This is a genomic window from Streptomyces sp. NPDC002889 (assembly GCF_042888425.1).
Taxonomy (GTDB): Bacteria; Actinomycetota; Actinomycetes; order Streptomycetales; family Streptomycetaceae; genus Streptomyces.
Genome location: NZ_JBIAPT010000017.1, coordinates 1 through 26,901 on the forward strand (window position 1 = coordinate 1; position 26,901 = coordinate 26,901).

21 protein-coding genes and 1 pseudogene are annotated in these 26,901 nt (G+C 70.2%); 16 read left to right on the forward strand and 6 right to left on the reverse strand.

Annotated elements, in window-relative coordinates; all coding sequences use genetic code 11:
* Positions 1–311: 311 nt before the first annotated feature.
* The 5 genes and pseudogenes from ACFYWI_RS24615 to ACFYWI_RS24635 all read right to left on the reverse strand — a co-directional run.
* Positions 312–1,061, reverse strand: a pseudogene (locus ACFYWI_RS24615) (EamA family transporter); the annotation flags it as partial.
* Entirely contained in the window at positions 1,058–1,546 is a 489-nt protein-coding gene (locus ACFYWI_RS24620; protein ID WP_389236416.1) for a YbaK/EbsC family protein, read from the reverse strand. The pseudogene ACFYWI_RS24615 and the gene ACFYWI_RS24620, both read right to left, overlap by 4 nt.
* 57 nt (positions 1,547–1,603) lie before the next feature.
* Positions 1,604–3,253 (reverse strand): penicillin-binding transpeptidase domain-containing protein, encoded by a 1,650-nt coding sequence (locus ACFYWI_RS24625; RefSeq protein ID WP_389236418.1) that lies wholly within the window; start codon positions 3,251–3,253, stop codon positions 1,604–1,606.
* A 346-nt stretch (positions 3,254–3,599) separates the two neighbouring features.
* Positions 3,600–4,100, reverse strand: coding sequence for a hypothetical protein (locus ACFYWI_RS24630; protein ID WP_389236420.1), 501 nt, complete (start codon positions 4,098–4,100; stop codon positions 3,600–3,602).
* 348 nt (positions 4,101–4,448) lie between these two features.
* Entirely contained in the window at positions 4,449–6,179 is a 1,731-nt protein-coding gene (locus tag ACFYWI_RS24635) for a dolichyl-phosphate-mannose--protein mannosyltransferase (protein ID WP_389236422.1), read from the reverse strand.
* Between the two features lie 53 nt (positions 6,180–6,232).
* Between ACFYWI_RS24635 and rsmI the strand changes: the two genes are divergently transcribed.
* From rsmI to ACFYWI_RS24715, 16 genes are all read left to right on the forward strand, one after another.
* Entirely contained in the window at positions 6,233–7,120 is an 888-nt protein-coding gene (rsmI, locus tag ACFYWI_RS24640) for a 16S rRNA (cytidine(1402)-2'-O)-methyltransferase (protein ID WP_389236424.1), read from the forward strand.
* 128 nt (positions 7,121–7,248) lie between these two features.
* Positions 7,249–7,650, forward strand: a complete 402-nt coding sequence (locus ACFYWI_RS24645; protein WP_389236427.1) for a hypothetical protein — start codon at positions 7,249–7,251, stop codon at positions 7,648–7,650.
* 47 nt (positions 7,651–7,697) lie between these two features.
* On the forward strand, positions 7,698–8,597 hold the full coding sequence (locus ACFYWI_RS24650; RefSeq protein ID WP_389236429.1) for a TatD family hydrolase: 900 nt from the start codon (positions 7,698–7,700) through the stop codon (positions 8,595–8,597).
* 116 nt (positions 8,598–8,713) lie between these two features.
* A complete protein-coding gene (locus tag ACFYWI_RS24655) occupies positions 8,714–10,135 on the forward strand; it encodes a ubiquitin-like domain-containing protein (protein WP_389236431.1) in 1,422 nt (473 codons plus the stop codon).
* Entirely contained in the window at positions 10,132–11,007 is an 876-nt protein-coding gene (rsmA, locus tag ACFYWI_RS24660; RefSeq protein ID WP_389236433.1) for a 16S rRNA (adenine(1518)-N(6)/adenine(1519)-N(6))-dimethyltransferase RsmA, read from the forward strand. Before ACFYWI_RS24655 ends, rsmA begins: the two co-directional genes overlap by 4 nt.
* Positions 11,004–11,903: a 4-(cytidine 5'-diphospho)-2-C-methyl-D-erythritol kinase gene (locus tag ACFYWI_RS24665; RefSeq protein ID WP_389236435.1), complete on the forward strand. Its 900-nt coding sequence runs from the start codon at positions 11,004–11,006 to the stop codon at positions 11,901–11,903. The genes rsmA and ACFYWI_RS24665 overlap by 4 nt, the downstream gene beginning before the upstream one ends.
* 303 nt (positions 11,904–12,206) lie before the next feature.
* Complete coding sequence (locus ACFYWI_RS24670) at positions 12,207–13,517, forward strand: acyltransferase (protein ID WP_389236437.1); 1,311 nt, start codon at positions 12,207–12,209, stop codon at positions 13,515–13,517.
* A 43-nt stretch (positions 13,518–13,560) separates the two neighbouring features.
* Complete coding sequence (locus tag ACFYWI_RS24675) at positions 13,561–15,363, forward strand: ABC-F family ATP-binding cassette domain-containing protein (protein ID WP_389236439.1); 1,803 nt, start codon at positions 13,561–13,563, stop codon at positions 15,361–15,363.
* 253 nt (positions 15,364–15,616) lie between these two features.
* Positions 15,617–17,380, forward strand: a complete 1,764-nt coding sequence (locus tag ACFYWI_RS24680) for a PQQ-binding-like beta-propeller repeat protein (RefSeq protein WP_389236441.1) — start codon at positions 15,617–15,619, stop codon at positions 17,378–17,380.
* A gap of 65 nt (positions 17,381–17,445) precedes the next feature.
* A complete protein-coding gene (locus tag ACFYWI_RS24685; RefSeq protein ID WP_389236443.1) occupies positions 17,446–19,254 on the forward strand; it encodes a PQQ-binding-like beta-propeller repeat protein in 1,809 nt (602 codons plus the stop codon).
* 58 nt (positions 19,255–19,312) lie between these two features.
* Positions 19,313–21,070, forward strand: coding sequence for a PQQ-binding-like beta-propeller repeat protein (locus ACFYWI_RS24690; RefSeq protein WP_389236445.1), 1,758 nt, complete (start codon positions 19,313–19,315; stop codon positions 21,068–21,070).
* Positions 21,071–21,267: 197 nt separating this feature from the next.
* Complete coding sequence (locus tag ACFYWI_RS24695; RefSeq protein ID WP_389236447.1) at positions 21,268–21,960, forward strand: LuxR C-terminal-related transcriptional regulator; 693 nt, start codon at positions 21,268–21,270, stop codon at positions 21,958–21,960.
* Positions 21,961–22,126: 166 nt separating this feature from the next.
* Positions 22,127–23,179: a galactose-1-phosphate uridylyltransferase gene (gene galT, locus ACFYWI_RS24700; RefSeq protein ID WP_389236449.1), complete on the forward strand. Its 1,053-nt coding sequence runs from the start codon at positions 22,127–22,129 to the stop codon at positions 23,177–23,179.
* Complete coding sequence (galE, locus tag ACFYWI_RS24705; RefSeq protein WP_389236451.1) at positions 23,176–24,144, forward strand: UDP-glucose 4-epimerase GalE; 969 nt, start codon at positions 23,176–23,178, stop codon at positions 24,142–24,144. The genes galT and galE overlap by 4 nt, the downstream gene beginning before the upstream one ends.
* Positions 24,141–25,244 carry a galactokinase gene (galK, locus tag ACFYWI_RS24710; RefSeq protein ID WP_389236453.1) on the forward strand — a complete coding sequence of 368 codons (1,104 nt, stop codon included), beginning with the start codon at positions 24,141–24,143 and terminating at the stop codon, positions 25,242–25,244. The genes galE and galK overlap by 4 nt, the downstream gene beginning before the upstream one ends.
* 279 nt (positions 25,245–25,523) lie before the next feature.
* On the forward strand, positions 25,524–26,342 hold the full coding sequence (locus ACFYWI_RS24715; RefSeq protein ID WP_389236692.1) for a LuxR C-terminal-related transcriptional regulator: 819 nt from the start codon (positions 25,524–25,526) through the stop codon (positions 26,340–26,342).
* On the opposite strand, the gene tamR is transcribed toward ACFYWI_RS24715, so the two are convergent.
* Complete coding sequence (tamR, locus tag ACFYWI_RS24720; RefSeq protein ID WP_389236455.1) at positions 26,301–26,798, reverse strand: MarR family transcriptional regulator TamR; 498 nt, start codon at positions 26,796–26,798, stop codon at positions 26,301–26,303. The genes ACFYWI_RS24715 and tamR overlap by 42 nt on opposite strands.
* Positions 26,799–26,901: the final 103 nt, after the last annotated feature.

Here is a 26,901-nt window from a genome sequence, read left to right on the forward strand (position 1 = left end):
TGCGACGTTCCCGGTGACCTCTTCGACGTGACGTATGACCGCCAGGCGCCGCTTGGCCTCGCGGTCGAGCGGAGGGGTGGACTTCGACATGTGGATCTCCGTAGTGATCGGAGACCCAGGTGTCAACGATGAACGTCAGTTTTAGAATGCGTAATTGCAGCCGCTCGGCGATCTCCCGACAGATGCGCTCCTGTCGGTCCACGCCGGTTTGATCGTCGTCCTTAACGTGCGAGATTCGGCAGTAGATCGCCGCGTCGTCGCCGGGAGTGATGCTCACCTTGCTCTTAGATCGGCTCATGACAAATACGGTACGAGCCAGGTATGATTGACGACTCACGCAGCGCCGCGATCGGGGCGAGCGGGGCGCGGGTCTGCGCCCACAGCACCATGCCGTACGCCACTATCGACATCGCCGCACCGAGCAGGCCGCGCGCGGCGTACGGGCGCAGCTTGGCCCACAACGCGCCCCGGTGGAGATACACGGCGTACGCGGGTACCAGGGTGCCCTCCAGGATCATCAGCCAGGCGATGTAGCCGGCCGGCGTACCCGACGCGCGCACACCCACACCGTCGACCACCGTGTACGCCGCGATCGCCAGCCCGGTCGCGAGGGCGGCAAGGAGCGCCGGCCAGTGCGGGCGCGCGGCCCCGCCGCGTATGCCCCACAGGGCGACACCGACCAGACCCGCCGAGGCGAGGACCACGCCCGCCAGCTGCCAGCCTCCGATCCGCTCGTCGACGAACAGCGCCGCCAGCAGAGTCACCACCAGCGGAGCCGTACCGCGGGCGATCGGATACATCTGGCCGAAGTCGCCGAGGCTGAACGACCGCATCAGCAACGCCTGGTAACCGACGTGCAGCACTGCCGAGAAGATCAGATACGGCCAGGCCTCCGCTTTCGGGAACGGCACGAAGGGGGCGAGCAGCGCCCCGATGACCGCCGCGCCGCCGGCTATCAGCGTGAAGGCGAGCACCTGATCCCTGATGGTGTGGGCCATGGCGTTCCATCCGGCGTGCGTCACCGCGGCCGCCAGGACCGCCGCGGCGACCCAGACCGTCACGCCGTGCGCTCGCGGACGTCCACCAGCGTGCCGTCAGCATGTGCGATCAGCGTCTTGGGATCGAGCGGGAACACCGTGTGCGGGGTCCCGGCCGCCGCCCACACCACGGCATGGTCGAGCAGGCCGCGGTCGGCCAGCACACGGGTCCTCGTACGGTGGCCGAAGGGCGGTACGCCCCCGATCGCGTAGCCGGTCGTCTCCCGCACCAGATCCGCTCCGGCGCGCTTGACCGACTCGGCACCGAGCTCCTGCCGCACCCGCTCCACGTCCACCCGTGACGAGCCGTCCATCAGCACCAGGACCGGCGCTCCGTCCGCCTCGAAGATCAGCGACTTGACGATCTCGCTGACGTCGCAGCCGATGGCCGCGGCGGCCTGCGCGGCCGTGCGCGTGGCGTCGGGGAAGCGGCGTACCGGTACGCCGAGCCCGAGCTCACGCAGAGCCTCGGAGAAACGGGGGTGGGCGTCGCTGTCGTGAGTGCTCATGGCCCGCACGCTAGCGGTAGCTGTACGGGCCACGCGACCTCGTTCCGCGCCGGAGAGTCAGCCGGCGCGCAGCACCTGCGCGACCACCGGGCCGGCCGCGTCGCTGCCGTGCCCGCCGGACTCCACGACCGCGGCCGCGGCCAGATCGTCGGCGTACCCGGTGAACCAGCTGTTGGAGGCTGCCTGTCCGTCGACCTCGGCAGAACCGGTCTTGGCGCCCTTGTTCCCCCCTACCGAGGACATGGCCGACGTGGCCGTGCCGTACCCCGCGGTCGCGGTCGTGCTCATCATCTGCCGCAGGGACTGGGCCATGGAGCCGGGCAGCGGCTGAGCGGTGGCCAGTTCACGGTCGTCGAGGGATCTCGGGACGAGGACCGGCTGCTTGAACGCCCCGTTCTTCACGGTCGCGGACAGGGACGCGACGTTGAGCGCGTTCATCGTGATCCTGCCCTGTCCGATGTACGAGGCGGCCGTCTCGGCGCCCGTCGAGTCGGGCACGCTGCCGTCGACGGTGGTGATGCCCGCCTGCCAGTCGAGGCCGATGCCGAAGTACTTCCGCGCGGTCTCGCCGAGGGCGGAGTCCGCGATCCCCTTGTCGTCCAGAGGCTTGACGGGCTTGATGAATGCGGTGTTGCAGGAGCGCGCGAAGGCCTGGCCGAGTGTGGCACCGGGTATGGAGAAGCGCTTGAGGTTCTGGAAGGGCACGCCCATCCAGGAGACCGTCGGTTTGCACTCGACCGGCGAACCCGGCCCGTTCACCAGCCCGTTGTCCATCATCATCGCCGCCGTCACGATCTTCATCGTGGAACCGGGCGCCTGCGCACCCTGCAGCGCGGTGTTGAAGCCGTCCGCCGGGCTGTTGGCGATCGCCCTGATCTCACCGGTGCTCGGCTGAATCGCCACCACCGACGCCTTGCCGTACTTCTTCACCGCCTGCTCGGCGGCCGCCTGCACACCCGCGTCCAGGGTCGTGGGCAGTGTGCCCTCCTTCCCCTTGGCCAGCGTCAGCAGCGTCTGGGCGGGCACGTTCCCGTCCGCGGACGTGATCGCCAGCTCGACGCCGGGCGTTCCGCCCGCGGCCTCCCCGTACTTCTCGCGCAGCGCGTCCAGGACCGGGCCGAGCGAGGGGTACTTCTCCTTCGTCAGCTCGACACCGTTGTCGTCGACGGCTTTGATCGGCGGGGCCGATGCCTCGCCGGTGCTCAGGGACGTGCCTTTGGTCAGCTTCGGGTGGACGACGGCCGGCTGCCAGTCGACCAGCGCCTTGCCGGTGTTCACCCCGCGCACGACGGTCAGCTCGGAGTCGTAGGTCCAGGGCTTGCTCCTGCCCTCGAACGTCACCGTCGCCTTGACCGTGAACGGCACCTTCGCACCGACCGCCGGGCCCGGCGTCATGACGGCATCCGACACATGGGCCTGCTCGCTATAGCCGGTCAGCAGCGGCTCGGCGTCGGCCGCGTTGTTGGTCAACTGCGCGGCCTGGGCCCCCTGCCCCGAGGCCCACGCCGCGAGGAACTCCTTCGCGGCCGTCTCTGTCTCTTCCGCACTGGGCGGCCCGGACTTCTTCGTGGTGGCCTGGGACGCACCCCCGGTCCCGCTGCTGTTGCCGGTCAGCCCGTTGTACAGGTTGTAGCCCCCGTACCCGACGCCCCCCGCGACGACGGCAAATACGCCGCCGACGATGGCGACTTTCACTCCACTGCGCATAAGTGCAGCCCCCTCCCCAGAGTCCGTGCGACTCTACGGGACCGATGTGACGCAGGAGTTGCCCGTTATCGGACCGCGACGCGGGTCACATGCCGTCCTACGCGGGGCAGGAGAGCGGGCCGCCATCATCGGCACCGGATGATCCGGGGAGCCGTGGCGCTCAGCTCAAGGCTTTACGCACGTCGAAAATGGTGGGCCGCTTCGCGGTGCAGGGCTGAGCATCGCCTCGATCAGCTCCCAGCTCGCCGGGCACCGTGACGGGCCGGTGAGGCTACCTCCCGGCGTCTTCGCCCCGGCAACTGCTCCCGGCGCCCGAGCGGCCGGCTGTCCGTGGACCGTCCACCCGTCACAGCGCGGGGAAGACCACCTCGAAGAAGAGCCACAGGAGGACGGCCCAGAACAGCGCCGCGGCCATCGAGACCAGAAGCGAACTGCGCCACTTCAGCACCAGGAAGGGGAACATCACCACCGCAGCCCAGTGGCCGGCGATGTCGATGAACACGCGGGCGGCCTCCGCGAGCGTTCGGGCTCTGCCTTCAGCGAGGAGCCGGATGAGCCGCTGGGAGACGAAGCCGTACAGGCCGAAAACGATGGGGAAGAACCAGAACGGCGTGATGCCGACCAGCTGTTCTTCCGACAGCTCGTCGAACACGACCAGGTAAATGACCGCCGCCGCGGCCAGACCGAGGAGGAGCGCCGCCACGTACACCACGCGGAGCGCACCGGGCTCTGCGCCCTGGATGACGACAGGGGCGGCGTAGGGGACGTTCGGAGGCGGGACACGTACGACCTGTTCGCAGTGCGGGCAGCGCACATCGGTGCCCGCCTGAGGGGTCGGGACCGTCATGGCGTGTCCGCAGGATCCACGGAATTCGAGCTGCCCAGTACTCACGTTCAGTCCCCCACAAGTGCACCGACCGGCAAGGCCGCCACGTGACTTCGCGTCCCGGGCCGACCTTGCCAGAGCGTATCCAGGATTGCGGAGACGTCCCCGACCTCGGGTCCGGTTCCGTTGGCGCAAAGATCCGTTGCGCGTTGGTGCGCCTCAGCTGCGCCGGCCTGGAGCCGAGCCGTTCCCGTAGAGCCCGGGCCGTGTGCGGGCCGTCAAGGGGGACGGTCCGGGACAGCCGGTGACGACCACCAACGACGACGGCGGGCCCGGCACCACGAGGTGCCGGGCCCGCCGTTTGCGCTGCTAGACCCAGGTGTCCAGCCACATCCTGTTGCGCCACTCGTCGAGCGGGATCGTCTGGCCGGTGTAGATGGGCCAGAAGTAGATGAAGTTCCAGATGATCAGCAGCACCAGCACGCCCGCGCCGATCGCCCCGATCGCCCGGCGGCGTTCGTCCGATCCCGGCGGGCCGAGGATCGCGCCGATCATCATCGCTACCGCCAGGCACAGGAACGGCACGAACACGACCGCGTAGAACAGGAAGATCGTGCGCTCCTGGTAGTGCAGCCACGGCACCCAGCCCGCCAGGAAGCCGCAGAGGATCGCGCCCGCGCGCCAGTCCCGGCGGAACAGCCAGCGCCACAGGACGTAGCAGAGCGCGAAGCAGGCCGCCCACCACAGCAGCGGGGTGCCCAGCGCCAGTACCTCACTGGCGCACTTGTCGACCGCGTCCGCCGGGCAGCCCTTTGTGCCCGGCTTCGCGTCCTCGTAGTAGTACGAGACCGGGCGGCCCAGCACCAGCCAGCTCCACGGGTTCGACTGGTAGGTGTGCCCGGAGGTCAGATTGACGTGGAAGTCGAAGACCTGGTTCTCGTAGTGCCACAGGCTGCGCCACCAGTCCGGGAACAGCCAGCTCCAGCTGCTGTCCTTGCCGGCGCCCTTGGTCGCCCAGTCCCGGTAGTAGCCCTTGTCCGTGACGATCCAGCCGGTCCACGACGCGATGTACGTGGCGATCGCGACCGGCACCGTCGAGACGAACGCCGGCACCAGGTCCTTCTTCAGGACCGCCAGAACGGGGCGCACCGCGCCCGCCGTCCGCCGTGCGCCGACGTCCCACAGCACGCTCATCACACAGAACGCGGCCATCACGTACAGGCCGTTCCACTTGGTGCCCGCGGCAAGGCCCAGCAGCACGCCGGCCGCCAGCCGCCACGGGCGCCAGCCCAGCCGCAGCGTCTCCGCGACCGTCGCATCGGGCCGCAGCACCCCGTCCGCGTCCACCGGCAGCGCCGCGGCCAGCCTGCGCCGCGACCGGTCCCGGTCCACGACCAGCGCCCCGAACGCCGCCAGCACGAAGAACATCAGCACCAGGTCGAGCAGTGCCGTACGGCTCATCACGAAGTGCAGGCCGTCCACCGCCATCAGCAGACCCGCGACGCAGCCGAGGAACGTGGAGCGGAACAGCCGCCGTCCGATCCGGCAGAGCATCAGTACCGACAGTGTGCCGAGCAGGGCGACCATGAAGCGCCAGCCGTACGGCGTGAAGTCGAACATCTTCTCGCCGAGGCCGATGACCCACTTCCCGACCGGCGGATGCACCACATAGCCGGGGTCGGTGGGGATCGCGACGTCCGCCCCTCCCGGCTTCAGGATCGTCTTGTCGATGTCCTTGGGCCAGCTGCCCTCGTACCCCTGGTTGATCAGCGCCCAGGCGTCCTTGGCGTAGTACGTCTCGTCGAATATCACCGCGTGGGGCTTGCCGAGGTTCCAGAACCGCAGCACACCCGCGAAGGCGGCCACCAGGAGCGGGCCGAGCCAGGCGAAGATCTTCAGCAGCGGGTTCACGTCTCCCGGGCGGATGCCGAACACCGGCCACAGCCGTTCGGAGGGCCGCGTGTACGGCGGCACCAGGCGCTCGCGCAGCCCGGTCACCCGCCGGGGCGCATAGCCGAATCTGCGCAGCCGCTGCTCCCAGCCGGGCGGCTGTGGGGCGGCGTCCTTGCCCTGAAGGGTCTGAGGCGCGGTACTGGTCACCGCGCCATCGTAGGGAACACGGCTGTGCGAGTCGTGCGTACGGTCCTGGGAGGATGGCCTTTGTGACAGGAACGCTGGTACTCGCAGGGACCCCCATCGGCGATGTTGCGGACGCGCCGCCCCGGCTCGCCGCCGAGCTGGAGGGCGCCGACATCGTCGCCGCCGAGGACACCAGGCGGCTGCGCCGCCTCACCCAGGCGCTCGGGGTGCACACCCACGGGCGGGTGGTGTCGTACTTCGAGGGCAACGAGGCCGCCCGTACGCCCGAGCTCGTCGAGGCGCTGGCCGGCGGCGCCCGGGTGCTGCTGGTCACCGACGCGGGCATGCCGTCCGTGTCCGACCCCGGCTACCGGCTGGTGGCCGCCGCCGTCGAGAAGGACATCAAGGTCACGGCGGTGCCGGGTCCGTCCGCCGTGCTGACCGCGCTCGCCCTGTCCGGGCTCCCGGTCGACCGTTTCTGCTTCGAGGGCTTCCTGCCCCGCAAGGCCGGCGAGCGGCTCGGCCGGCTGCGCGAGGTCTCCGGCGAGCGGCGCACGCTCGTCTACTTCGAGGCCCCCCACCGTTTGGACGACACGCTCACCGCAATGGCCGAAGTATTCGGTTCCGACCGCCGCGCCGCCGTGTGCCGTGAACTCACCAAGACATACGAGGAGGTCAAGCGGGGTGGCCTCGGTGAACTCGCGGCGTGGGCGGCCGAAGGCGTGCGCGGTGAGATCACCGTCGTCGTGGAGGGGGCACCCGCCGCGTCTCCCGCGGAATTCGACGCGGACGAGCTGGTGCGCAGGGTGCAGGTGCGCGAGGAGGCGGGGGAGCGGCGCAAGGAGGCCATCGCGGCGGTCGCCGCCGAGGTGGGACTGCCCAAACGCGAGGTGTTCGATGCGGTCGTCGCGGCAAAGAATGCGGCTCGATCGGCCTCCGCGGACGGTAAAGGACTATCGTAAAAGGCAAAGCGCAGACCGTGTCCTGGCCTTTTCAGCATGGGAACACCAAAGTCCGCTCCATCAATCGACAGGCGCTGATGCGCTCCCGCCGAAACAGGCGTCCACTGGACCGGTGGAAAGGAGCTGGCATGACTGAGATCGCAGGCAGCGCCAAGGTCCATGAGGCGTATGCCTTTGCCTGTATGCGTTGCGGCCACGGTTGGGAACAGTCCTACGAGATCGAGCATCACGTCGACGGCACAGGCCAGGAATTCATCATCTACAAGGCGGGCGGTGAGCGTGTGCCGTCACCGCTGTCGAGCCCGACCTGCCTCAACTGCGGCGGGCACGTCGTACGGATCATGCGGTCCGGTCAGGTCTCCTCGGTGCTGGACCTGATGTCGAGCCACGAGAAGAAGCCCGCCTCCCCGGTGGAACCGGTCGAGGGCGGGAGTACGGGGGAGCCCGTGCCGGTAGGAGCGCAGCAGCAGGCGGAAGGCCGCCATTGGCACCTCTCCGATCTCCTGCACCCCTTCCACCACCGCAAGTAAGGGCTCGCCCGTGAGGGCCTGGGCGCGGGCCTCGTAGGATCGCGCCCATGAGCTCCAAGTCCGCCCCGCCGCCGCTGCCCGAACCTCTCGGTGTGTCGGTCGCCGATTCGCACACCCATCTGGACATGCAGGAGGGCACCGTCGAGGAGGCGCTGGCCCGGGCCGCCGCGGTCGGTGTGACCACGGTGGTGCAGGTGGGCTGCGACATCAAGGGATCGCGCTGGGCGGCAGAGACAGCCGCCCAGTACACGAGCGTGCACGCCGCGGTCGCGCTGCACCCCAACGAGGCGCCGCGCATCGTTCTGGGGGACCAGGGGGGCACCTCCCAGCCCCCTGGGGCTGGGAGAGGACGGTCGCGCCAGGGTGCCCGCGGTGCCGGCGGGGACAGCGCCCTCGACGACGCGCTCGCCGAGATCGACCGGCTGGCCGCGCTCGACGAGGTCAAGGCCGTCGGCGAGACCGGCCTGGACTACTTCCGTACGGGACCTGACGGCATGGCCGCCCAGGAACGGTCGTTCCGGGCTCATATCGAGATCGCCAAGCGGCACGACAAGGCGCTCGTCATCCACGACCGTGAGGCGCACGCGGATGTGCTGCGGATCCTCGCCGAGGAGGGTGCGCCCGAGCGCACCGTCTTCCACTGCTATTCGGGCGACGCGGACATGGCCGAGGTGTGCGCCGCCGCCGGCTACTTCATGTCCTTCGCCGGCAATGTGACCTTCAAGAACGCCCAGCCGCTGCGTGACGCGCTGGCCGTCGCGCCCGCCGAACTCGTCCTCGTCGAGACGGACGCGCCGTTCCTCACCCCGGCGCCGTACCGCGGCCGGCCGAACGCGCCCTACCTCATTCCGGTCACGCTGCGGGCGATGGCGGCGGTGAAGGGGCTGGACGAGGACACGCTGGCCGCGGCGATCGCCGCGAACTCGGCGCGCGCCTTCGACTACTGATTCGACCACTCACTCGACCGCCGACTCGTCCGACTCGTCCGCGCGCGCGACTCGCAACGCTGTGTGTTCGAGTGGCTTTGGAGAGTGACGGTCGCTCCGCTACTGTCCCGGTGCCAATGGCTGACCGGACCTTACGGAGCATCGTGAGCAATGCGCAGGGCAGTCACCGTGCCGCACGCGGCGGGCGCCGCACCACCGGGAGGGCGGAGCCGCAGCCCCCGGCCCCTTCACCGGCCGTGTCCTCTTCACCGACCGTGTACGACAGTGCCTACGCGCCGACAGCCGTCGACTCCCGGTCGGCCGCTGCCTACGCGCCCACCGTGCCCTACCTCGACGTGAGGGACCAGTCGTCGCTGCCGCGCCAGAGCACCCCGGCCGCCGTGCAAGCGCCGGGCGGACGGGCCGAGGCCCGCAGGGCCGCCCGCCGCCGCCGGACGGGCGAGCGGCCCGATGCCCTGCGCCGGCTCGTCCCGCAGGCCCTCGTCGTCGCCTTCCTGGCAGGCGGCACCTCCGCCTTCGTCGCCACCGACAAGGCCGTGCGGCTCACCGTCGACGGCGCTCCGCGCACCTTGCACACCTTCGCCGACGATGTACGCGAGCTCCTCGGCGACGAAGGCGTTGCCGTCGGCGCGCACGACATCGTCGCCCCGGCCCCCGGCGAGGCCCTCACCAGCGGCGACGAGGTCGTCGTCCGCTACGGCAGACCGCTGATGCTCACACTCGACGGGCAGCGCCGCCAGGTGTGGACCACCGCCCGCACGGTCGACGGCGCACTGCACCAGCTCGGGGTGCGCGCCGAGGGTGCCCGGCTGTCCGTCTCCCGGTCCACGGCGATCAAGCGCACCGGCCTCGCGCTGGACGTGCGCACCGAGCGGGCCGTGACCTTCCTCGCCGACGGGCACGCGCGCACCATCCGCACCAACGCCGCCACGGTGTACGAGGCGCTGGCCGAGTCGGGCATCGAACTGCGCGGCCAGGACACCACGTCCGTGCCGCCCTCCTCCTTCCCGCGCGACGGCCAGACCATCACCGTCATGCGCATCACCGACACCCGGCAGGTGCGCGAGGAACCCGTCGCGTTCTCCGTGGAGCGGACCCTCGACGCCACCGTGTTCGCGGGCACCGAGGTCGTCGTACGGCAGGGTGCGCCCGGTGCGCGCCGGATCACCTACGCCCTGCGGAGCGTCAACGGCGTACGGCAGAAGCCGAAGAAGATCGCCGAGGAGGTGGTGCGCGAGCCCGTCACCCAGCAGGTGAAGGTCGGTATCAAGCCGCTGCCGCTGTCCGTGGAGGGCGCGGAGGCACTGGACTGGGAAGCGCTCGCGCAGTGCGAGTCCGGTGGACGGCCCGACGCGGTCGACCCGTCGGGGACCTACGGCGGGCTGTACCAGTTCGACACCGAGACCTGGCGCTCCCTCGGCGGCACCGGGCGGCCGCAGGACGCACCCGCCTCGGAACAGACGTACCGGGCGAAGAAGCTCTATGTGCAACGGGGGGCGAGTCCATGGCCGCACTGCGGCCGTAGGCTGTATCGGTGAGTACCACTGATCCCGACGCACTCCTCGGCCCCGCCGACATCCGCGAACTGGCCGCCTCGCTGGGCGTACGCCCCACCAAGCAGCGCGGCCAGAACTTCGTCATCGACGCCAACACGGTCCGCCGGATTGTGCGCACCGCCGAGGTCGAGCCCGACGACATCGTGGTCGAGGTCGGCCCCGGTCTCGGCTCGCTGACCCTGGCGCTGCTGGAGGCGGCCGACCGGGTCGTCGCGGTCGAGATCGACGACGTGCTCGCGGGAGCCCTGCCGGCGACCATCGCGGCGCGCATGCCGCAGAAGGCCTCCCACTTCTCGCTCGTCCACACGGACGCGATGCATGTGCAGGAGCTGCCGGGGCCTGCGCCGACCGCGCTCGTCGCGAACCTTCCGTACAACGTCGCGGTGCCGGTGCTGCTCCACATGCTCGACCGCTTTCCGACGATCGAGCGCACGCTGGTCATGGTCCAGGCGGAGGTCGCCGACCGGCTGGCGGCGCGGCCCGGGAACAAGGTGTACGGCGTCCCCTCGGTGAAGGCCAACTGGTACACCGACGTGAAGCGGGCCGGAGCCATCGGCCGCACCGTCTTCTGGCCCGCCCCGAACGTCGACTCCGGCCTGGTCTCCCTGGTGCGCCGCGCCGAGCCGGTGCCCACCACGGCCACGAAGGCGGAGGTCTTCGCGGTCGTCGACGCTGCGTTCGCCCAGCGCCGCAAGACCCTGCGGGCGGCCCTCGCCGGCTGGGCCGGATCACCGGCCCAGGCGGAGGCGGCGCTGGTCGCCGCCGGGATCTCGCCGCAGGCGCGCGGGGAGTCGCTGACGGTCGAGGAGTTCGCCCGGATCGCGGAGGCCAAGAAGGCGGAGGCCGGCAAGTGAGCGTGACCGTACGAGTGCCGGCGAAGGTCAATGTGCAGCTGGCGGTCGGCGGGGCGCGCCCCGACGGCTTCCACGACCTCGCCAATGTGTTTCTCGCCGTCGGGCTGTACGACACGGTGACGGTGCGGCCGGCGCCGTCACTGACGATCACCTGCTCGGGTCCGGACGCGGACCAGGTGCCCCTGGACCGTACGAACCTGGCCGCCCGGGCGGCGGAGCTGCTGGCCGCCCGCCACGGCATCTCGCCCGACGTGCACATCCACATCGACAAGGACATCCCCGTGGCCGGGGGCATGGCGGGCGGCAGCGCGGACGGCGCGGGTGCGCTGCTCGCGTGCGACGCGCTGTGGGGCCTCGGCTCCTCACGGGCCGAACTCCTCTCCATCTGCGGTCAGTTGGGCAGCGATGTGCCGTTCAGCCTGGTGGGGGGTGCGGCGCTGGGCACGGGCCGCGGCGAGTTGCTGACGGAGCTGGCGGTCGGCGGTACGTTCCACTGGGTGTTCGCGGTGGCGGACGGCGGTCTGTCGACCCCGGCGGTGTACGGCGAGTTCGACCGCCTGAACGAGGGCGTGCAGGTCCCGGACCCGGTGGCCTCGTCCACGCTCCTGGACGCCCTGCGCACCGGCGACGCGCCCTCCCTGGCGGCCGCGCTGTCGAACGACCTCCAGCCGGCAGCCCTGTCCCTGCGCCCGTCCCTCGCGGACACACTCGCAGTGGGCACGTCCGCGGGAGCCCTGGCGGCCCTGGTCTCGGGCTCGGGCCCGACGACGGCGTTCCTGACGAAGGACGAGGACTCGGCGCGGTCGGTCGCCTCGGCGCTGCTGGCGTCGGGGACGTGCCGCACGGCACGGGTGGCAGGGGCGCCGGCCGCGGGCGCGACCGTTCTGCGCGGCTGACCTGAAACCGGTGGCTCGGCCTTCGGACCCCCGAGCCTCGAACTCCCCCGGACTTCGTCCGGGGGACCCCACGAGGCCGGTTCTCGGCCCGTCCGGCGATTGAGGACATTGAGGACACCGCCGAAGCGGTACGGGGCCCGGGGCCCGCCCCGGTTTCGGGAAGTGGGGGTCCGCCACGCCCGCCAGGGCGTAGGGGGAGGGGTGGGGGCAAGCTCCGCGCAGCAGCCCCCGCACGCGTACTCAGGGCGCAACTGAGTACGAGCGCCCTCACGGCGGGCCGACAGACCGCGGGACCGTACCGCCATGGGATCAAGCGTTCGTGAGCTCGCCGCTGCCACGCCCGGTACGCGGGACCGGTACATCGACCTGTTGCGGGTCGCCTCGCTCGGGACCGTCGTGTTCGGGCATTGGCTGATGGCCGCCGTCACGGGGGACGGGATCGGCAATCTGCTGGCCGTCGTGCCCGAGTTGCAGGTGGTCACCTGGGCGCTGCAGATCATGCCCGTCTTCTTCTTCGTCGGCGGCTTCTCGCACGCCCTCTCCTACCGCTCCCTGCGCCGCAAGCAGGCCGGCGGGTCCGTGTACGCCGCCTTTCTGCGGGCCCGGCTGCAGCGGCTGCTGCGGCCGACCATGGTCTTCATCCTCGTATGGGGCGCCGCCGCTCTCGTCGTGCAACTTCTCGGCGGCGACGGCGGGTTGACGGGCGTCGCGCTGCGGCTCGTCGCACAGCCGCTGTGGTTCATAGGGATCTATCTCGCCATGGTCGCCTTCACCCCGCCGCTGCTGGCGCTGCACGAGCGCTACGGGTGGGGGGCCTTCGGCGCGCTCGTCGCGGCCGCCGCGCTCGTGGACACCCTGCGGTTCGCGCTCGGCGTGCCCTTCGTCGAGTTCCTCAACTTCGCCTTCGTCTGGCTCGCCGTCCACCAGCTGGGCTTCCTGCGCGCCGACGGCCGCATCCGCGTCCCCGCGGCGCTCGCCGCCGTGGGACTCGCGGGGGCCGCCGCGCTCGTCGCCCTCGGGCCGTATCCGCTGTCCATGGTGGGGATGCCCGGCGAGAAGGTGTCGAACATGGCCCCGCCCACGCTCGCCCTGCTCTGCCACGGGCTGTGGCTGGTCGGCGCTGTGGAGCTGCTCAAGGGTCCCGGCACCCGGTTCGTAGGGCGTGCCCGGGTCTGGCGGACCGTCGTCGCGGCGAACGGGATGGCCATGACCGCGTTCCTGTGGCACCTGACCGCCATGCTCGGCGTGTACGGCGCGATGCTCGCGCTCGGCGTCACGCTGCCCGAGCCGGCCACCGGCGCCTGGTGGGCGCAGGTGCCGCCGCGTATCGTCGCGGCCGTCGCCGTGACCGCGCTGCTCGTCGCCGTCTTCCGCACCTTCGAACGCCCCGCGCCGACCGCTCCCGGCTCGGGTTCCGGCGGTCCGGTCGCCGCCCTCGGCATCACGTTGTGCCTGCTCGGCGTCCTCGGCCTGTCCATGGTCGGCTTCGGCGGGATGCTGGAGGGGAGGTCCGCGGTGCTGGTCGCCGTACGCGTCACCGCGCCCGCCGCCGTTGCCATGGCGCTCGGCGGCTGGCTCCTGGTGGAACGGGCGGGGCGGGCCGCCCGCGCCTGACAAGTAGGCTGGGGGGTCGATCGTTCCCCCTGTCAGGAGAGAAATGGCCGTCAATCTGGTCAATGTCGAGGCAGTCAGCAAGGTGTACGGCACACGTGCCCTGCTCGACGGCGTCTCCCTCGGCGTCTCCGAGGGGGACCGCATCGGAGTCGTGGGCCGCAACGGCGACGGCAAGACCACCCTCATCCGGATGCTTGCCAAACTGGAGGACCCCGACACCGGCCGGGTCACCCAGAGCGGCGGACTGCGGCTCGGTGTGCTCACCCAGCACGACTCTCTCGACTCCGAGGCCACCATCCGGCACGAGGTCATCGGCGATCTCGCCGACCACGAGTGGGCGGGCAACGCCAAGATCCGTGACGTACTGACGGGGCTGTTCGACGGGCTCGACCTGTCCGGCTTCCCGCAGGGTCTCGACACCGTGATCGGCCCGCTCTCTGGTGGCGAGCGGCGCCGTATCGCGCTCGCCAAGCTGCTCATCGCCGAGCAGGACCTGATCGTCCTCGACGAGCCCACCAACCACCTCGACGTCGAGGGCATCGCCTGGCTCGCCCGGCATCTGCAGGTCCGCCGCTCGGCACTGGTCTGCGTCACCCACGACCGCTGGTTCCTGGACCAGGTCTGCACCCGCATGTGGGACGTGCAGCGCGGCAATGTGTTCGAGTACGAGGGCGGTTACAGCGACTACGTCTTCGCCCGCGCCGAACGGGAGCGCATCGCGGCCACGGAAGAGACCAAGCGGCAGAACCTGGTGCGCAAGGAGCTGGCCTGGCTGCGGCGCGGCGCTCCCGCCCGTACCTCCAAGCCGCGCTACCGCATCGAGGCCGCCAACGAACTGATCGCCGACGTGCCGCCGCCGCGCGACACCAGCGAGCTGATGAAGTTCGCCGGTGCCCGGCTGGGCAAGACCGTCTTCGACCTGGAGAACGTGACCGTCCAGGCCGGCCCGAAGGTGCTGCTGAAGCATCTGACCTGGCAGCTCGGCCCCGGTGACCGTATCGGGCTGGTCGGCGTCAACGGTGCCGGCAAGACCTCACTGCTGCGCACCCTGGCGAACGCTGCCCGCACCGGGGGCGAGGCACAGCCCGAAGCCGGCAAGGTCGTCGTCGGCAGGACCGTCAAGCTGGCGTATCTCTCGCAGGACGTCACCGAACTGCCGCCCACGCTGCGCGTGCTGGAGGCCGTCCAGCAGATCCGCGACCGCGTCGACCTCGGCAAGGGCCGGGAGATGACCGCGGGCCAGCTGTGCGAGCAGTTCGGCTTCGGCAAGGAGAAGCAGTGGACGCCGGTCGGCGACCTGTCCGGCGGTGAGCGACGCCGGCTGCAGCTGTTGCGGCTGCTGATGGACGAGCCGAACGTCCTCTTCCTCGACGAGCCCACCAACGACCTCGACATCGAGACCCTGACCCAGCTGGAGGACCTGCTCGACGGCTGGCCGGGCACGATGGTCGTCATCTCCCACGACCGGTTCTTCATCGAGCGGACCACGGACCGGACGTTCGCGCTGCTCGGCGACGGCGCCCTGCGGATGCTGCCGCGCGGCATCGACGAATACCTGGAGCGCCGCGCCCGGATCGTCGAGGCGTCGGCCCCGACCCCGCCGACCGCGCCCGCCGGCGGGAAGGAGAAGTCGGCCGCGGACGCCCGCGCGGCGAAGAAGGAACTGCAGCGCATCGAGCGGCAGCTCGACAAGGTCTCCGAGAGGGAGAGCAAGCTGCACACCCAAATCGCCGACAATGCGACGGATTTCGAGAAAGTGGCCAAACTGGATGCGCAGCTTCGCGAACTGGTGGGGGAGCGCGAAGAGTTGGAGCTGCGCTGGCTCGAACTCGCCGAAGACGCCTAGCGGCGCGCGTTCGCGAGCGGGGCGCATACACGGCGCGGACAGAGCGTAACAACCGCATCACGGGCCGGTCCTCCCTTGGGAACAGGGAGGACCAGGCCCGTTCGTGCTTCCTGGCGAGTGATAAAAAGAAGGCCCGCTCGACTGATGTAACACGACTGAATCCATGTCCGATTCACTCCTTTCCGGGTCAATGCGCTTGCCGGAACAGCGGGGGAGGCGCCGGGCAGCAGACCGTACGAAGGGGGAAGCGCTGATGAGTCAGCCGCCCAGCCAGCAATGGCCGGAGGGGGGCTTCGGCGCTGCTCAGGGTCAACCAGGGGTTCAGCCCCCGCCGCCCGCGCATCCGCCGCAGATACCGCCGGTTCCGCAGGGACCGCCGCCCGGTTACGGCTATCCGCAGCAGGCCCCTGGCGTTCCGGGCCCGTACCAGCAGCAGCCGGGCCCGTATCAGCAGCAGCCGGGGCCGTATCAGCAGCAGCCGGGGCCGTATCAGCAGCCTGGTCCCTATACCGGCCACCCGCCCCAGCCCCAGCACATGGGAGCGCCCGTCCCGTCGCCGGCCGGCGACGGGGGCGGAAACTTCTTCAAGGGCAGGCGCGGCGCCGTCGTCGCCGCTGTCGCGGCCGCGCTGCTTGTCGTCGGCGGCGGCACCTGGTTCGTGGTCAGCGGTGGGGGCAAGGACGGCACGTCCCAGGCCGGCAAGACGGGTGGCGCGCCCAAGGCGACCGGATCGCCCTCCGCCGGTCAGAGCAAGGAGAGCACCGACGCCGAGGCCGATCTCAACGCCGGGCGCAAGCCGGGTGAGGCGAAGGTCCTGTTCCTGACGGACAACGACGTCGACGTGCCGGGCGACGGCGCCGATGTCTACGGGCCGTGGATGGTCGACGACACCCTCGTCAAGGCCATGTACCGCGAGGTCGCCGGGTATTCGGTCACCGACGGCACCAAGAAGTGGAGCGTCAAACTCGGTACGGACCTGTGCCTTGCCGCCCCGCAGACATCGGCGGACGGAAAGATCGTCATCGGCGTCAAGAACGGTGTCACGGAGAAATCCGACTGCAGCGATCTCCAGATGATCGACGCGAAGACCGGTACGGCGGGCTGGAAGAAACCCCTTCCCAAGCCCAAGGGGCTCACCGGTTTCTCCGATTTCATCCTTGCCATCGGCAAGAACACCGTGACCGCGGTGGGCCTGGAGAGCTCCTTCGGGTTCAGCGTCAGCGACGGCAAGCAGCTCTTCGGCAAGCCGTCGGCCGGCTGTATGCCCTACGGGTTCGCGGGAGGCTCCCGGCTCATTGCCGCGGCCGGCTGCCCCACCACGGATGCCGAGAACGTCAAGCAGGAGATCCAGGGCATCGACCCGGCCACCGGCAAGGCCGACTGGAAGTACGCGCTCGAGGCCGAATGGGAGGTCGACAAGGTCTACTCGGTCAGCCCGCCCGTCGTATCCGTCAAGCAGGTCGACGAGAACTCCGGCGATGCCAAGGCCAGGAAGGTCGTAGCCCTGACGGACAGTGGAAAGCTGCGCTCCCGGTTCCCGGTCGGCGAGGACCTGTTCGTGCCGCGCTGCAGCAGTGAGTCCATTCACTTCCGTGGGGACATCCAGGGGTGGTGCACCGGTGTCGCCGCCGACTCGTCCACCCTCTACCTGGCCACAAAGGAATCCGGCACCAATGAGGTCGTGGCGTTCAGTCTGGACACCGGGAAGCCCAAGTGGCGTTCACCGGCGGGACCGGATCGCACGATGATGCCGGTGACCGTGCGGGACGGCAGTGTTGTGGTCCATCTCGCCCCGTACGGGGAACTGGGTGGCGGGGTCGCGACGATCGCGCCCGGAGGCGGTGAGCCCAAGGTCGTGCTGCAACACCCGCGGTCGACCGCCGAGGTCGAGGCCGGCTTCCACGAACCACGGACGGCCTTCGCGAACGGCCGGTTCTTCGTCGTGGCCACTGCCGTCAGAGCCCTCGACGACGCGGAGGAGCGGGAGACCAAAACCATGCTGGCTTTTGGCAATTGACCGTGTTCCGAGTCATTCGCACATTCCACCTTCGCCCGTTTCCCGATTTCCAGAGGTAGCCCGTCATGACACAGCCGCCGAACCAGCCGCCGAGCCAGCCCCCCAGTCAGCCGCCGCAGGGAGGCTTCGGAGCCCCGCAGCCGCCCGCCCAGCCGCCGCAGGCGCCCGCTCCGCAGGGACCGCCGCCCGCGATGCCGCCTTCGGCTCCGGCTCCCGGTTACGGACATTCGCAGCAGCCCCCGGCGCAGCCCGGGTACGGCTATCCGCAGCAGCCCCCCGCCCAGCCCGGATACGGCTATCCGCAGCAGGCCCCCGGCCAGCCGGGCCCCTACGGCCAGCCCGGGCCCTACCAGCAGCCCGGCCCGTACGGCGGCTACCCGCCCCAGCCGCAGTACCCCGGAGCGCCCACCCCGCCGTCCGGCGGCAGCGGGGGCAACTTCTTCAAGGGCAAGCCCGGTGTCATCGTCGCCGCGGCCGCGGCCGCGCTGCTCGTGATCGGCGGCGGGACCTGGTTCGCGCTGAGCGCCGGTGACAAGGACGACAAGCCCAACGTCAGCAAGAGCAGCGACGATCCCAAGCCGTCGGGCTCGGACTCCGTCGACCAGGGCGACGGGGAAGGCACTGGCCGCGAGGGCAACGACGACCTCAACGCGGGCCGAAAGGAAGGCGAGGCCAAGGTTCTCTTCCTGACGACGAACGACGTCGACCTGCCGCGCAGCGGCGCCGAAGTATACGGCCCCTGGGTGGTCGGCGACACCGTTGCCAAGGCGATGTACCGAGAAGTGGTCGGCTACTCGGCGACCGACGGTTCGAAGAAGTGGACCGTGAAGCTCGGCACCGATGTGTGCACCTCCCCCGTGCAGGCATCGGCCGACGGCAAGATCGTCGTGGGCGTCAAGGACGGTCTCACCGAGAAGGCCAAGTGTCTCGATATGCAGATGATCGACCTCAAGACCGGCAAGGCAGGCTGGAAGAAGTCGATTCCCAAGGCGTCGGGCGCCTTCAACTCGATCTCCGAGTACACCCTGGCGATCAGCGGCAACACCCTGGCGGTGGGCGGTAGCGCCAACTCCTTCGGGTTCTCGCTGGCCGACGGCAAGCAGCTCTTCAAGGGGCCGGCCGACGGCTGCAAGCAGCAGGCCTTTGCGGGCGGCCCCAAGCTGATCGCCGCCGGGAACTGCCCCGACTGGGAGTACACCAAGCCCAGGCAAGCTCTGCAGCAGGTCGATCCGGTCACCGGAAAGACCAAGTGGACGTACAGGACTCCGGCCGGCTGGGAGGTCGACAAGGTGTTGTCCGTCAGCCCGCTGGTCGTCACCATCGAGCAGCGTGAGGAGAAGAAGAAGTCGATCATCGCGCTGAACGACAGCGGCAAGCTGCGCTCGCAGATCGACCCCGGCAAGGACAAGGTCGCGGTGCGCTGCGGCGGTGCGTTTGTGGTCTTCGCCACGAGGCTGGAGGGCTGCACCGGTGTCGCCGCCGACGCGTCCACCTTCTACATGTCGACCGATGCCGAGTACGGCACCGCCAACGAGGTGATCGCCTTCAACCTCGACACCGGCAAGGCCAAGTGGCGCTCGCCCGCGGGCGGAGAGCGCCAGATGACTCCGCTGCGCATGGAGAACGGCAACGTGCTCGTCTACATGAACGCCTCGTACGACAGGGGCGGTGCGATCGCCACGATCGCGCCGAGCGGAGGTGCGCCGAAGGTGGTGCTGCAGCACCCGGTCTCGACCGCAGAGATCGAGAACACGTTCTACTCTCCGAAGATGGTGTACGCGGACAGCCGGTTCTTCATCGCCAGTGGGCGGGTGAGCGCCACCAACGACGCCGAGGAGAAGGAGACGAAGACGATGATGGCCTTCGGGCCGTGATCGCGTCCGTCGGCCGTTCCCGGATCCCACTCTTTCCGTCCCCAGAGGTAAGCACGCCATGACGCAGCCACCACCGCCGCCCAACCAGCCGCCCAGCCAGCCGCCCCAGCCGGGCTTCGGGACTCCGCAGCAGCCCCCCGTCGGGGGGTTCGGCGCGCCGCCGCCGGCCCCGCAGGCGCCCCCGCCGAACCAGGCGCCGGGCTACGGCTACCCCCAGACCCCGCCTGCGGGTCAGGCGCCGGGCTACGGATATCCGCAGACCCCGCCTGCGGGTCAGGCGCCGGGCTACGGATATCCGACCCAGCCCGTGCACCCGCAGTACACGCCCCAGCCCGGCGGCAGTGGCAGCGGCAAGAAGCTCAACGCGCAGATGCTGATCATCATCGCGGCTACGGTCGCCATCGCGCTGATCGTCGGCGGCGGTATCTGGTACTCGTCCGCCAAGGGCGACGACGGCCCGAAGGACGAGAGCAAGAACAGCGCGGGCGGCACGTCCGCCGGCAGCGACGGCGGTGCGACCGGTGGCGGCACGTCGGCCCCCGACGGCCCCGGCAAGGAGAAGGCCCCGGCGAACATCCAGTCCAAGGTCGCCTTCCAGCTGCCGGAGCCCGCACACAAGGACCTGCTGGCGGTGCCCGGCTCCTGGGTGACCGACAAGGCGTACGTGAAGCCGGGGACCGACTCGGTCGTCGGCTACGACGTCGCCAAGGGCACGCCGCTGTGGACCACCAAGCTGTCGGGCCAGGTCTGTGCCGGGTCGCGCCACGTCAGCGAGGACAACAAGACCGCGATCCTCTTCGAGGCCAAGAAGCGGACCGCGCCCCAGTTCTTCGAGAAGTGCACCGAAGTGGGCGTCCTCGACCTCACCACCGGCAAGCTGCTGTGGAGCAAGTCGCTCAAGAGCGACGCCAGCGGTGACCAGAAGGCGGAGTTCAGCGAGGTGACGCTGAGCGGCGGCACGGTCGCGGCCGGGGGGCTGAGCGGTGGCGCGGCGTTCGACCTGAACACCGGTGCCGTGCGCTGGAAGCCCACCGCCGACGCCGAGAACTGCCGGGACATCGGCTACGGCGGCGGAAAGGCCCTGGTCGCGGTCCGTACCTGCGGCGAATACGGCAGCCAGACGACCTCCGTCCAGCCGGTCAACCCTGACAACGGCACCCCGCTGTCGACGTTCAGATTGCCGAACGGTGTCGAGGACGCCCGGATCGTCTCCACCGACCCCCTTGTCGTCGCCGCCGACGTCGGTGACACCGGAACGTTCGGCATCTCGGACTTCTTCTCGGTCGACGCCAAGACCGGAAAGCAGCGCGCCAAGATCTCGGCCCCGGGTGACAAGTACGAGGCGCAATGCTCGGCCTCCAACGGTGTCGAAGGCTGCCAGTTCGTGGTCGTCGGAAACGGCCGGATCTATCTGCCGACCTCCGAGCGGTTCGACGAGCGGACCAACGAGATCGTCTCCTTCGACCTCGCGACCGGCAAGGCGACCAGTGACCGCGGTGACGCCGGTGAGGGGTACAAGGCGCTCCCGCTGCGCATGGACGGCGGCAACGTCCTGGTCTACAAGAGGCCTCCCTACAACAAGGGCGGCCAGGTCGTGAGCATCGACGGCGCCACCTTCAAGCAGACGGTGCTCCTTGAGAACCCGGCCGACAAGACGGTCCGCGACGCGGAGGCCGGCTTTGTGGAGAGCGGGTCCGAGTACCGCTACGCGGCCGGCCGGCTGTTCATCTCGGAACGGCTCTTCGGCAAGCCCACCGGCACCGACGGGGCGTTCGGCAAGAGGTACCTGGCCATCGCGTTCAGCACGGCCGACTGACACATCCCCGTGCCTCGTGGCCCGGTCCATCGGTTCTCCGACGGGCCGGGCCACGGTCGTAAGAGCCCTGTTTGGCGAAGAATTCGGCATTCTGGGGGGCTTCTGCCGAGTTAGGGGCGCGCAGCGTCGAACAAGCGTGTAGCTTGCCGGGTCAGGAGGGCCGGGGGGCCAGCTCCAGCTGGGATGGGGGTTGCTCGATGGGCGTGCGGCTGATCGTGGTCGACGACCACAGACTGCTCGCCGAGGCTCTCGCCTCGGCCTTGAAGCTGCGCGGGCACCGCGTGCTCGCCGCGGCCGCGCCCGCTGCCGGGGCGGCCGAGCTGGTGGTCGCGAGGGCCCCCGAGGTGTGCCTGTTGGGCACGATGGCACCTGCCGAGCCCGGCGCCTTCGACCCGATCGTACGGATCAAGCGGGAACGTCCGCAGGTGGCCGTGGTGGTCCTCGGACCTGTGCCCAACCCCCGTGGGATAGCTGCCGCGTTCGCGGCCGGCGCGTCCGGCTATGTACGTCACGACGAACGCATCGAAGGAGTGGAGCGCGCTCTCGTCAAGGCCAGGTCGGGTGAGGCGGTGGTCGCGCCGCAGCTGCTGCAGGGCGCGTTCGCGGAGCTGCTCAACCCGGTGGCGCAGCCGGACGACGAGGGGCAGCGGCTGTTGCAGTTGCTCACGGCGCGCGAGGTCGAGGTGCTGGTGCGGGTCGCCGAGGGTGAGGACACCCGGCTGATCGCGGCCGGCATGGGGATAGCACCGAGCACGGCCCGTACGCATGTGCAGCGCGTGCTGATGAAGCTCGGGGTGGGCTCACGGCTGGAGGCGGCGGCGCTGGCCGCGCGTACCGGCCTGCTGGACCGGGCGGCGACCGTCTCACCGGCCGGCCCGGCGGCCGACTGACGCCTCGCCGACGCACCTCCTCGTCCCACCCCGGGTCCGGATTTGCCCGGTATGCGGTGCCTCCTGTCCTGTTCCAGGAAGGCGGGGCGACCCTGGTTGACTGGGTTGTTGGCTTGTGGTTTGTTGTGCGCGGTTCTGTTGGATGACGGTGGTGAGGGGGCTCCGGGTGAAGAAGACCTCGACCCGGCTCGCCGACGGTCGTGAGCTGCTCTACTACGACACCCGTGACGACGCCGTACGCGACGCCGTCGACCGGCGCCCGCTCGACGCCCTCTCCACCACCGCCGAGATCCGACACGACGTGCTCCTCGGTGACGCCGTCGCCATCGCCTCCCACCGCCAGGGCCGCACCTATCGCCCGTCCGCCGACGCGTGCCCGCTGTGCCCTTCGCGCGACGGGCGGCTGAGCGAGATCCCGGCCGCCGACTACGACGTCGCCGTCTTCGAGAACCGCTTCCCCTCCCTCGCCGGTGACGCGGGACGCAGCGAGGTCGTCTGTTTCACCTCCGACCACCATGCCTCCTTCGCCGATCTCGACGAGGAACGGGCGGGCCTGGTGCTGGAGGTCTGGACCGACCGCACCGCCGAGCTCGCCGAGCTTCCCCAGGTGCGGCAGGTGTTCTGTTTCGAGAACCGCGGAGCCGAGATCGGTGTGACGCTCCAGCATCCGCACGGCCAGATCTACGCGTATCCCTTCGTCACCCCGCGCACCGAACTGATGCTGCGCTCGGTCGCCGCCCATCGCGCCGGTACCGGCCGCAACCTCTTCGACGACCTGCTCGGGCGCGAGCGTGAAGAGGGTGTACGGGTGGTGCTGGAGGGCGGACACTGGATCGCCTTCGTGCCGTACGCGGCGCACTGGCCGTACGAGGTGCATCTGTACCCGAAGCGGCGGGTGCCGGATCTGCGGGCGCTGGAGGAGGACGCGCGCACAGAGTTCCCACAGATCTATCTGGAACTGTTGAGGCGCTTCGACCGGATCTTCGGCCGGAGCGAACCGCCCACGCCGTACATCGCCGCCTGGCACCAGGCGCCGTTCGCCGGGACGAACGATGTCAACCGGGACGAATTCGCTCTCCATCTCGAGCTTTTCACCATCCGCCGCACTTCCGGCAAGCTGAAGTTCCTCGCGGGTTCCGAGTCCGGTATGAGCGTGTTCATCAACGATGTGCCGCCGGAAGCCGCGGCAGAGCGACTGCGAGAGGTAGCGAGCGAGTGAGCAAGAAGTACCTGGTCACAGGCGGTGCTGGATATGTCGGCAGCGTGGTGGCGCAGCATCTGCTGGAGGCCGGCCACCGCGTGGGCGTGCTCGACGACCTCTCCACCGGGTTCCGGGAAGGCGTTCCGTCGGGCGCGGAGTTCATCGAGGGCCGCATCCAGGACGCCGCGCGGTACCTCGACCCCTCGTACGACGCGGTGCTGCATTTCGCCGCGTTCTCGCAGGTCGGCGAGTCGGTCGCCAAGCCGGAGAAGTACTGGGCGAACAACGTCGGCGGGACGATGGACCTGCTGGCCGCCATGCGCTCGGCCGGGGTGCGCAAGCTCGTGTTCTCCTCCACCGCGGCCACGTACGGCGAGCCCGCCTCCACCCCCCTCACCGAGTCCGACCCGACCGCCCCGACCAGCCCGTACGGCGCCTCCAAGCTGGCCGTCGACCACATGATCAGCGGTGAGGCGGCGGCGCACGGACTCGCGGCCGTCTCTCTGCGGTACTTCAACGTGGCCGGTGCGTACGGCAGTTGCGGCGAGCGCCACGACCCCGAGTCGCACCTCATCCCGCTCGTCCTGCAGGTCGCCCTCGGCAGGCGCGAGTCGATCTCCGTGTACGGGGACGACTACCCGACGCCCGACGGCACCTGTGTGCGCGACTACATCCATGTCGCCGACCTCGCCGAGGCCCACCTGCTCGCCCTGGATGCCGCCCGCCCCGGCGAGCACCTGATCTGCAACCTGGGCAACGGCAACGGCTTCTCGGTGCGTGAGGTCATCGAGACCGTACGCAAGGTCACCGGCCACCCCGTGCCCGAGGTCATGGCACCGCGCCGGCCCGGGGACCCCGCCGTGCTGGTCGCGTCCGCCGCCACCGCCCACCAGTGGCTCGGCTGGCAGCCGAGCCGCGCCGACCTGGCCGGCATCGTGTCGGACGCGTGGGCTTTCGCCCAAGGGAGGGAGAACGTGTCATGAGCGACGGCGTGTGGGCAGCACCCGGGAGGGTGAACCTGATCGGTGAGCACACCGATTACAACGACGGCTTCGTGATGCCCTTCGCGCTGCCCCACACCACGGTCGCCACCGTCACCCGCCGCGACGACGGATGGCTGCGGCTTCACTCGGCCGACGCCGAAGGCGGCCCCGTGGAGCTGCGCGTCGGCGATCTGAGGCCCGGCGGCCCCGGCGGCTGGACCGACTACCCGGCGGGAGTCGTCTGGGCGCTGCGCGAGGCCGGGCACGCGGTCGACGGTGCCGACATCCACTACGAGTCGACCGTGCCCACCGGCGCCGGCCTGTCTTCGTCGGCGGCCCTGGAGGTCGTTACCGCGCTCGCGCTGAGCGACCTGTACGAACTGGGCCTGGACCGGGGCAGCATCGCCCGGTTGTGCCGGCGCGCCGAGAACGTCTATGTCGGCGCGCCCACCGGGATCATGGACCAGACGGCGTCCGCGTGCTGCACCGAGGGCCACGCCCTGTACCTGGACACCCGCGATCTCACCCGGCGCCAGATCCCCTTCGACCCCGCGGCGCACGGCCTGCGGCTCCTGGTCATGGACACCCGTGTCACCCACGCCCACAGCGAGGGCGAGTACGGCAAGCGGCGCACGGGCTGCGAGGCGGGGGCGGCGGCGCTCGGCGTGAACGCGCTGCGGGACATCGCGTACGACGCCCTGGACACGGCCCTGGCCCGTCTGGACGACGGTGAGCTACGCCGTCTCGTACGCCATGTCGTCACCGAGAACCACCGGGTGGAGCGGGCGATCATGCATCTGGAGGCGGACGAGGCCGAGTTGATCGGCCCGGTGCTGAGCGAGGGTCATGTCTCCCTGCGGGACGACTTCCGCGTCTCCTGCCCGGAGCTGGACCTCGTCGTCGACTCGGCACTGGCGGCAGGCGCGCTGGGCGCGCGGATGACGGGCGGCGGCTTCGGCGGTTCGGCGGTCGTACTGACCCGGACATCATCGGCCGACCGCGTGTCGAAGGCGGTTCTGGAGGCGTTCGCGGCGCAGTCCCGAATCGCTCCGCGGATCTTCACGGCCACTGCGGCGGCGGGCGCAAGACGTCTTTCCTGAACGAGTACCGGCGACTTCTGACTCCATTCGAAACATCAGAAACACCCAGAACACCGAGGGCAGTCAGTTCTGCAAATAGTCTTCCGCTCAAGCTCCCCGTCCGTACTCTGATGCACAACACCGGTGGGGGCCGGTGTCGATCAGGGGGCGAGACAGTCGGGTACGAGGCCCGGGGCGGGGTATCAGTCACGGCACGGCGGCGGCCGAGCGACCGCTGTACCACCCCATATCTCCGGGCGGCGTACCCGCGTCGTTCTGTCCTGCGACACGTGGGGGTGTCTGGTGCGTATCCGGGTCCTGGTGGTGGACGATCACCGCATCTTCGCCGAGTCGCTCGCCGCGGCGCTGGCTGCCGAGCCGGATGTCGAGGTGGCCGCGGCCGGCAGTGGTCCCGCCGCGCTGCGCTGCCTGGAGCGGGCGGCGGCCGATGGCCGCAGGTTCGACGTGCTGCTCGTCGACGCCGATCTGGGCGCGAGTGCCGCGCCCGCGCCGCCCGCGCCGCAGCCGGCCGCCGGGGGTGCTCCGCGGACCGTCGCGCTGCCTCTCGCCCGCGCGGTGCCGGACGGCGGCGAGGAGGCGATCGTCGACGGGATATCCCTGGTCGCCGGGATCCGCTCGGCCCGGCCCGCGGTGCGCACGGTGGTGCTGGCGGAGAAGGACGATCCGCGCCGGGCCGCACTCGCGCTCCAGGCGGGCGCGTCGGGCTGGATCGCCAAGGACTGTTCGTTGCAGCGGCTGCTCGCGGTCATCCGCGGCGTGCTGCGTGATGAGACGCATCTGGCGCCCGCCCTGCTCACCGGCGTACTGCGGGAGTTGACGGCCGCCCGTAAGCACCGCACCGAGAGCGAGCGGCTCGTCGAGTCGCTCACCCCGCGCGAGCGGGAGGTGCTGCGTTGCATGGTTGCCGGCCTGGGGCGCAAAGCCGTCGCCGAGCGCCTGTTCCTGTCCCCGCACACCGTCCGGACGCATATGCAGAACGTGCTCGGGAAGCTGGGCGTGCACTCCACGCTGGCCGCGGTCGCGCTGGCCCGCCGGGCCGGGGTCGGGCCGGTCGACCTAGCCGGGGACGTTGTCGAACGGGGCGGTCAACTGGCGTAGCAGCGCCGCGAGTTCAGCTCGCTGGGCGCGTGACAGCTCGGAGAGGATCGCCCGCTCCTGGGCGAGCAGTCCGGCCAGCGCCTGGTCGGCCCGGTCGCGCCCCTCGGGGGTGAGGCGCACCAGCACCCCGCGGCGGTCGCTGGGGTCGGGCAGTCGCTCGACCAGGTTCTTCTTGGCCAGGCGGTCGATACGGTTGGTCATGGTGCCCGAGGTGACCAGCGTCTGGGTGAGCAGTTGCCCCGGTGAGAGCTGGTACGGGGCCCCCGCACGCCGCAGCGAGGTCAGCACGTCGAACTCCCAGGGCTCGAGGTGGTGCTCGGAGAAGGCGAGCCGGCGCGCGCGGTCGAGATGACGGGCGAGCCGGGAGACGCGGCTGAGCACCTCGAGTGGTTCCACGTCGAGGTCGGGGCGCTCACGGCGCCATGCTGCGACCAGTCGATCGACCTCGTCCTCCATGTCGATCAGTGTAAAGGGTCTGTCGACATGAAGTCTCTTGACGTGAAGTCTCTTGACATCAAGATATAGTCGGCTGGACTATTGGGCATGGTCGGGCCGGAAA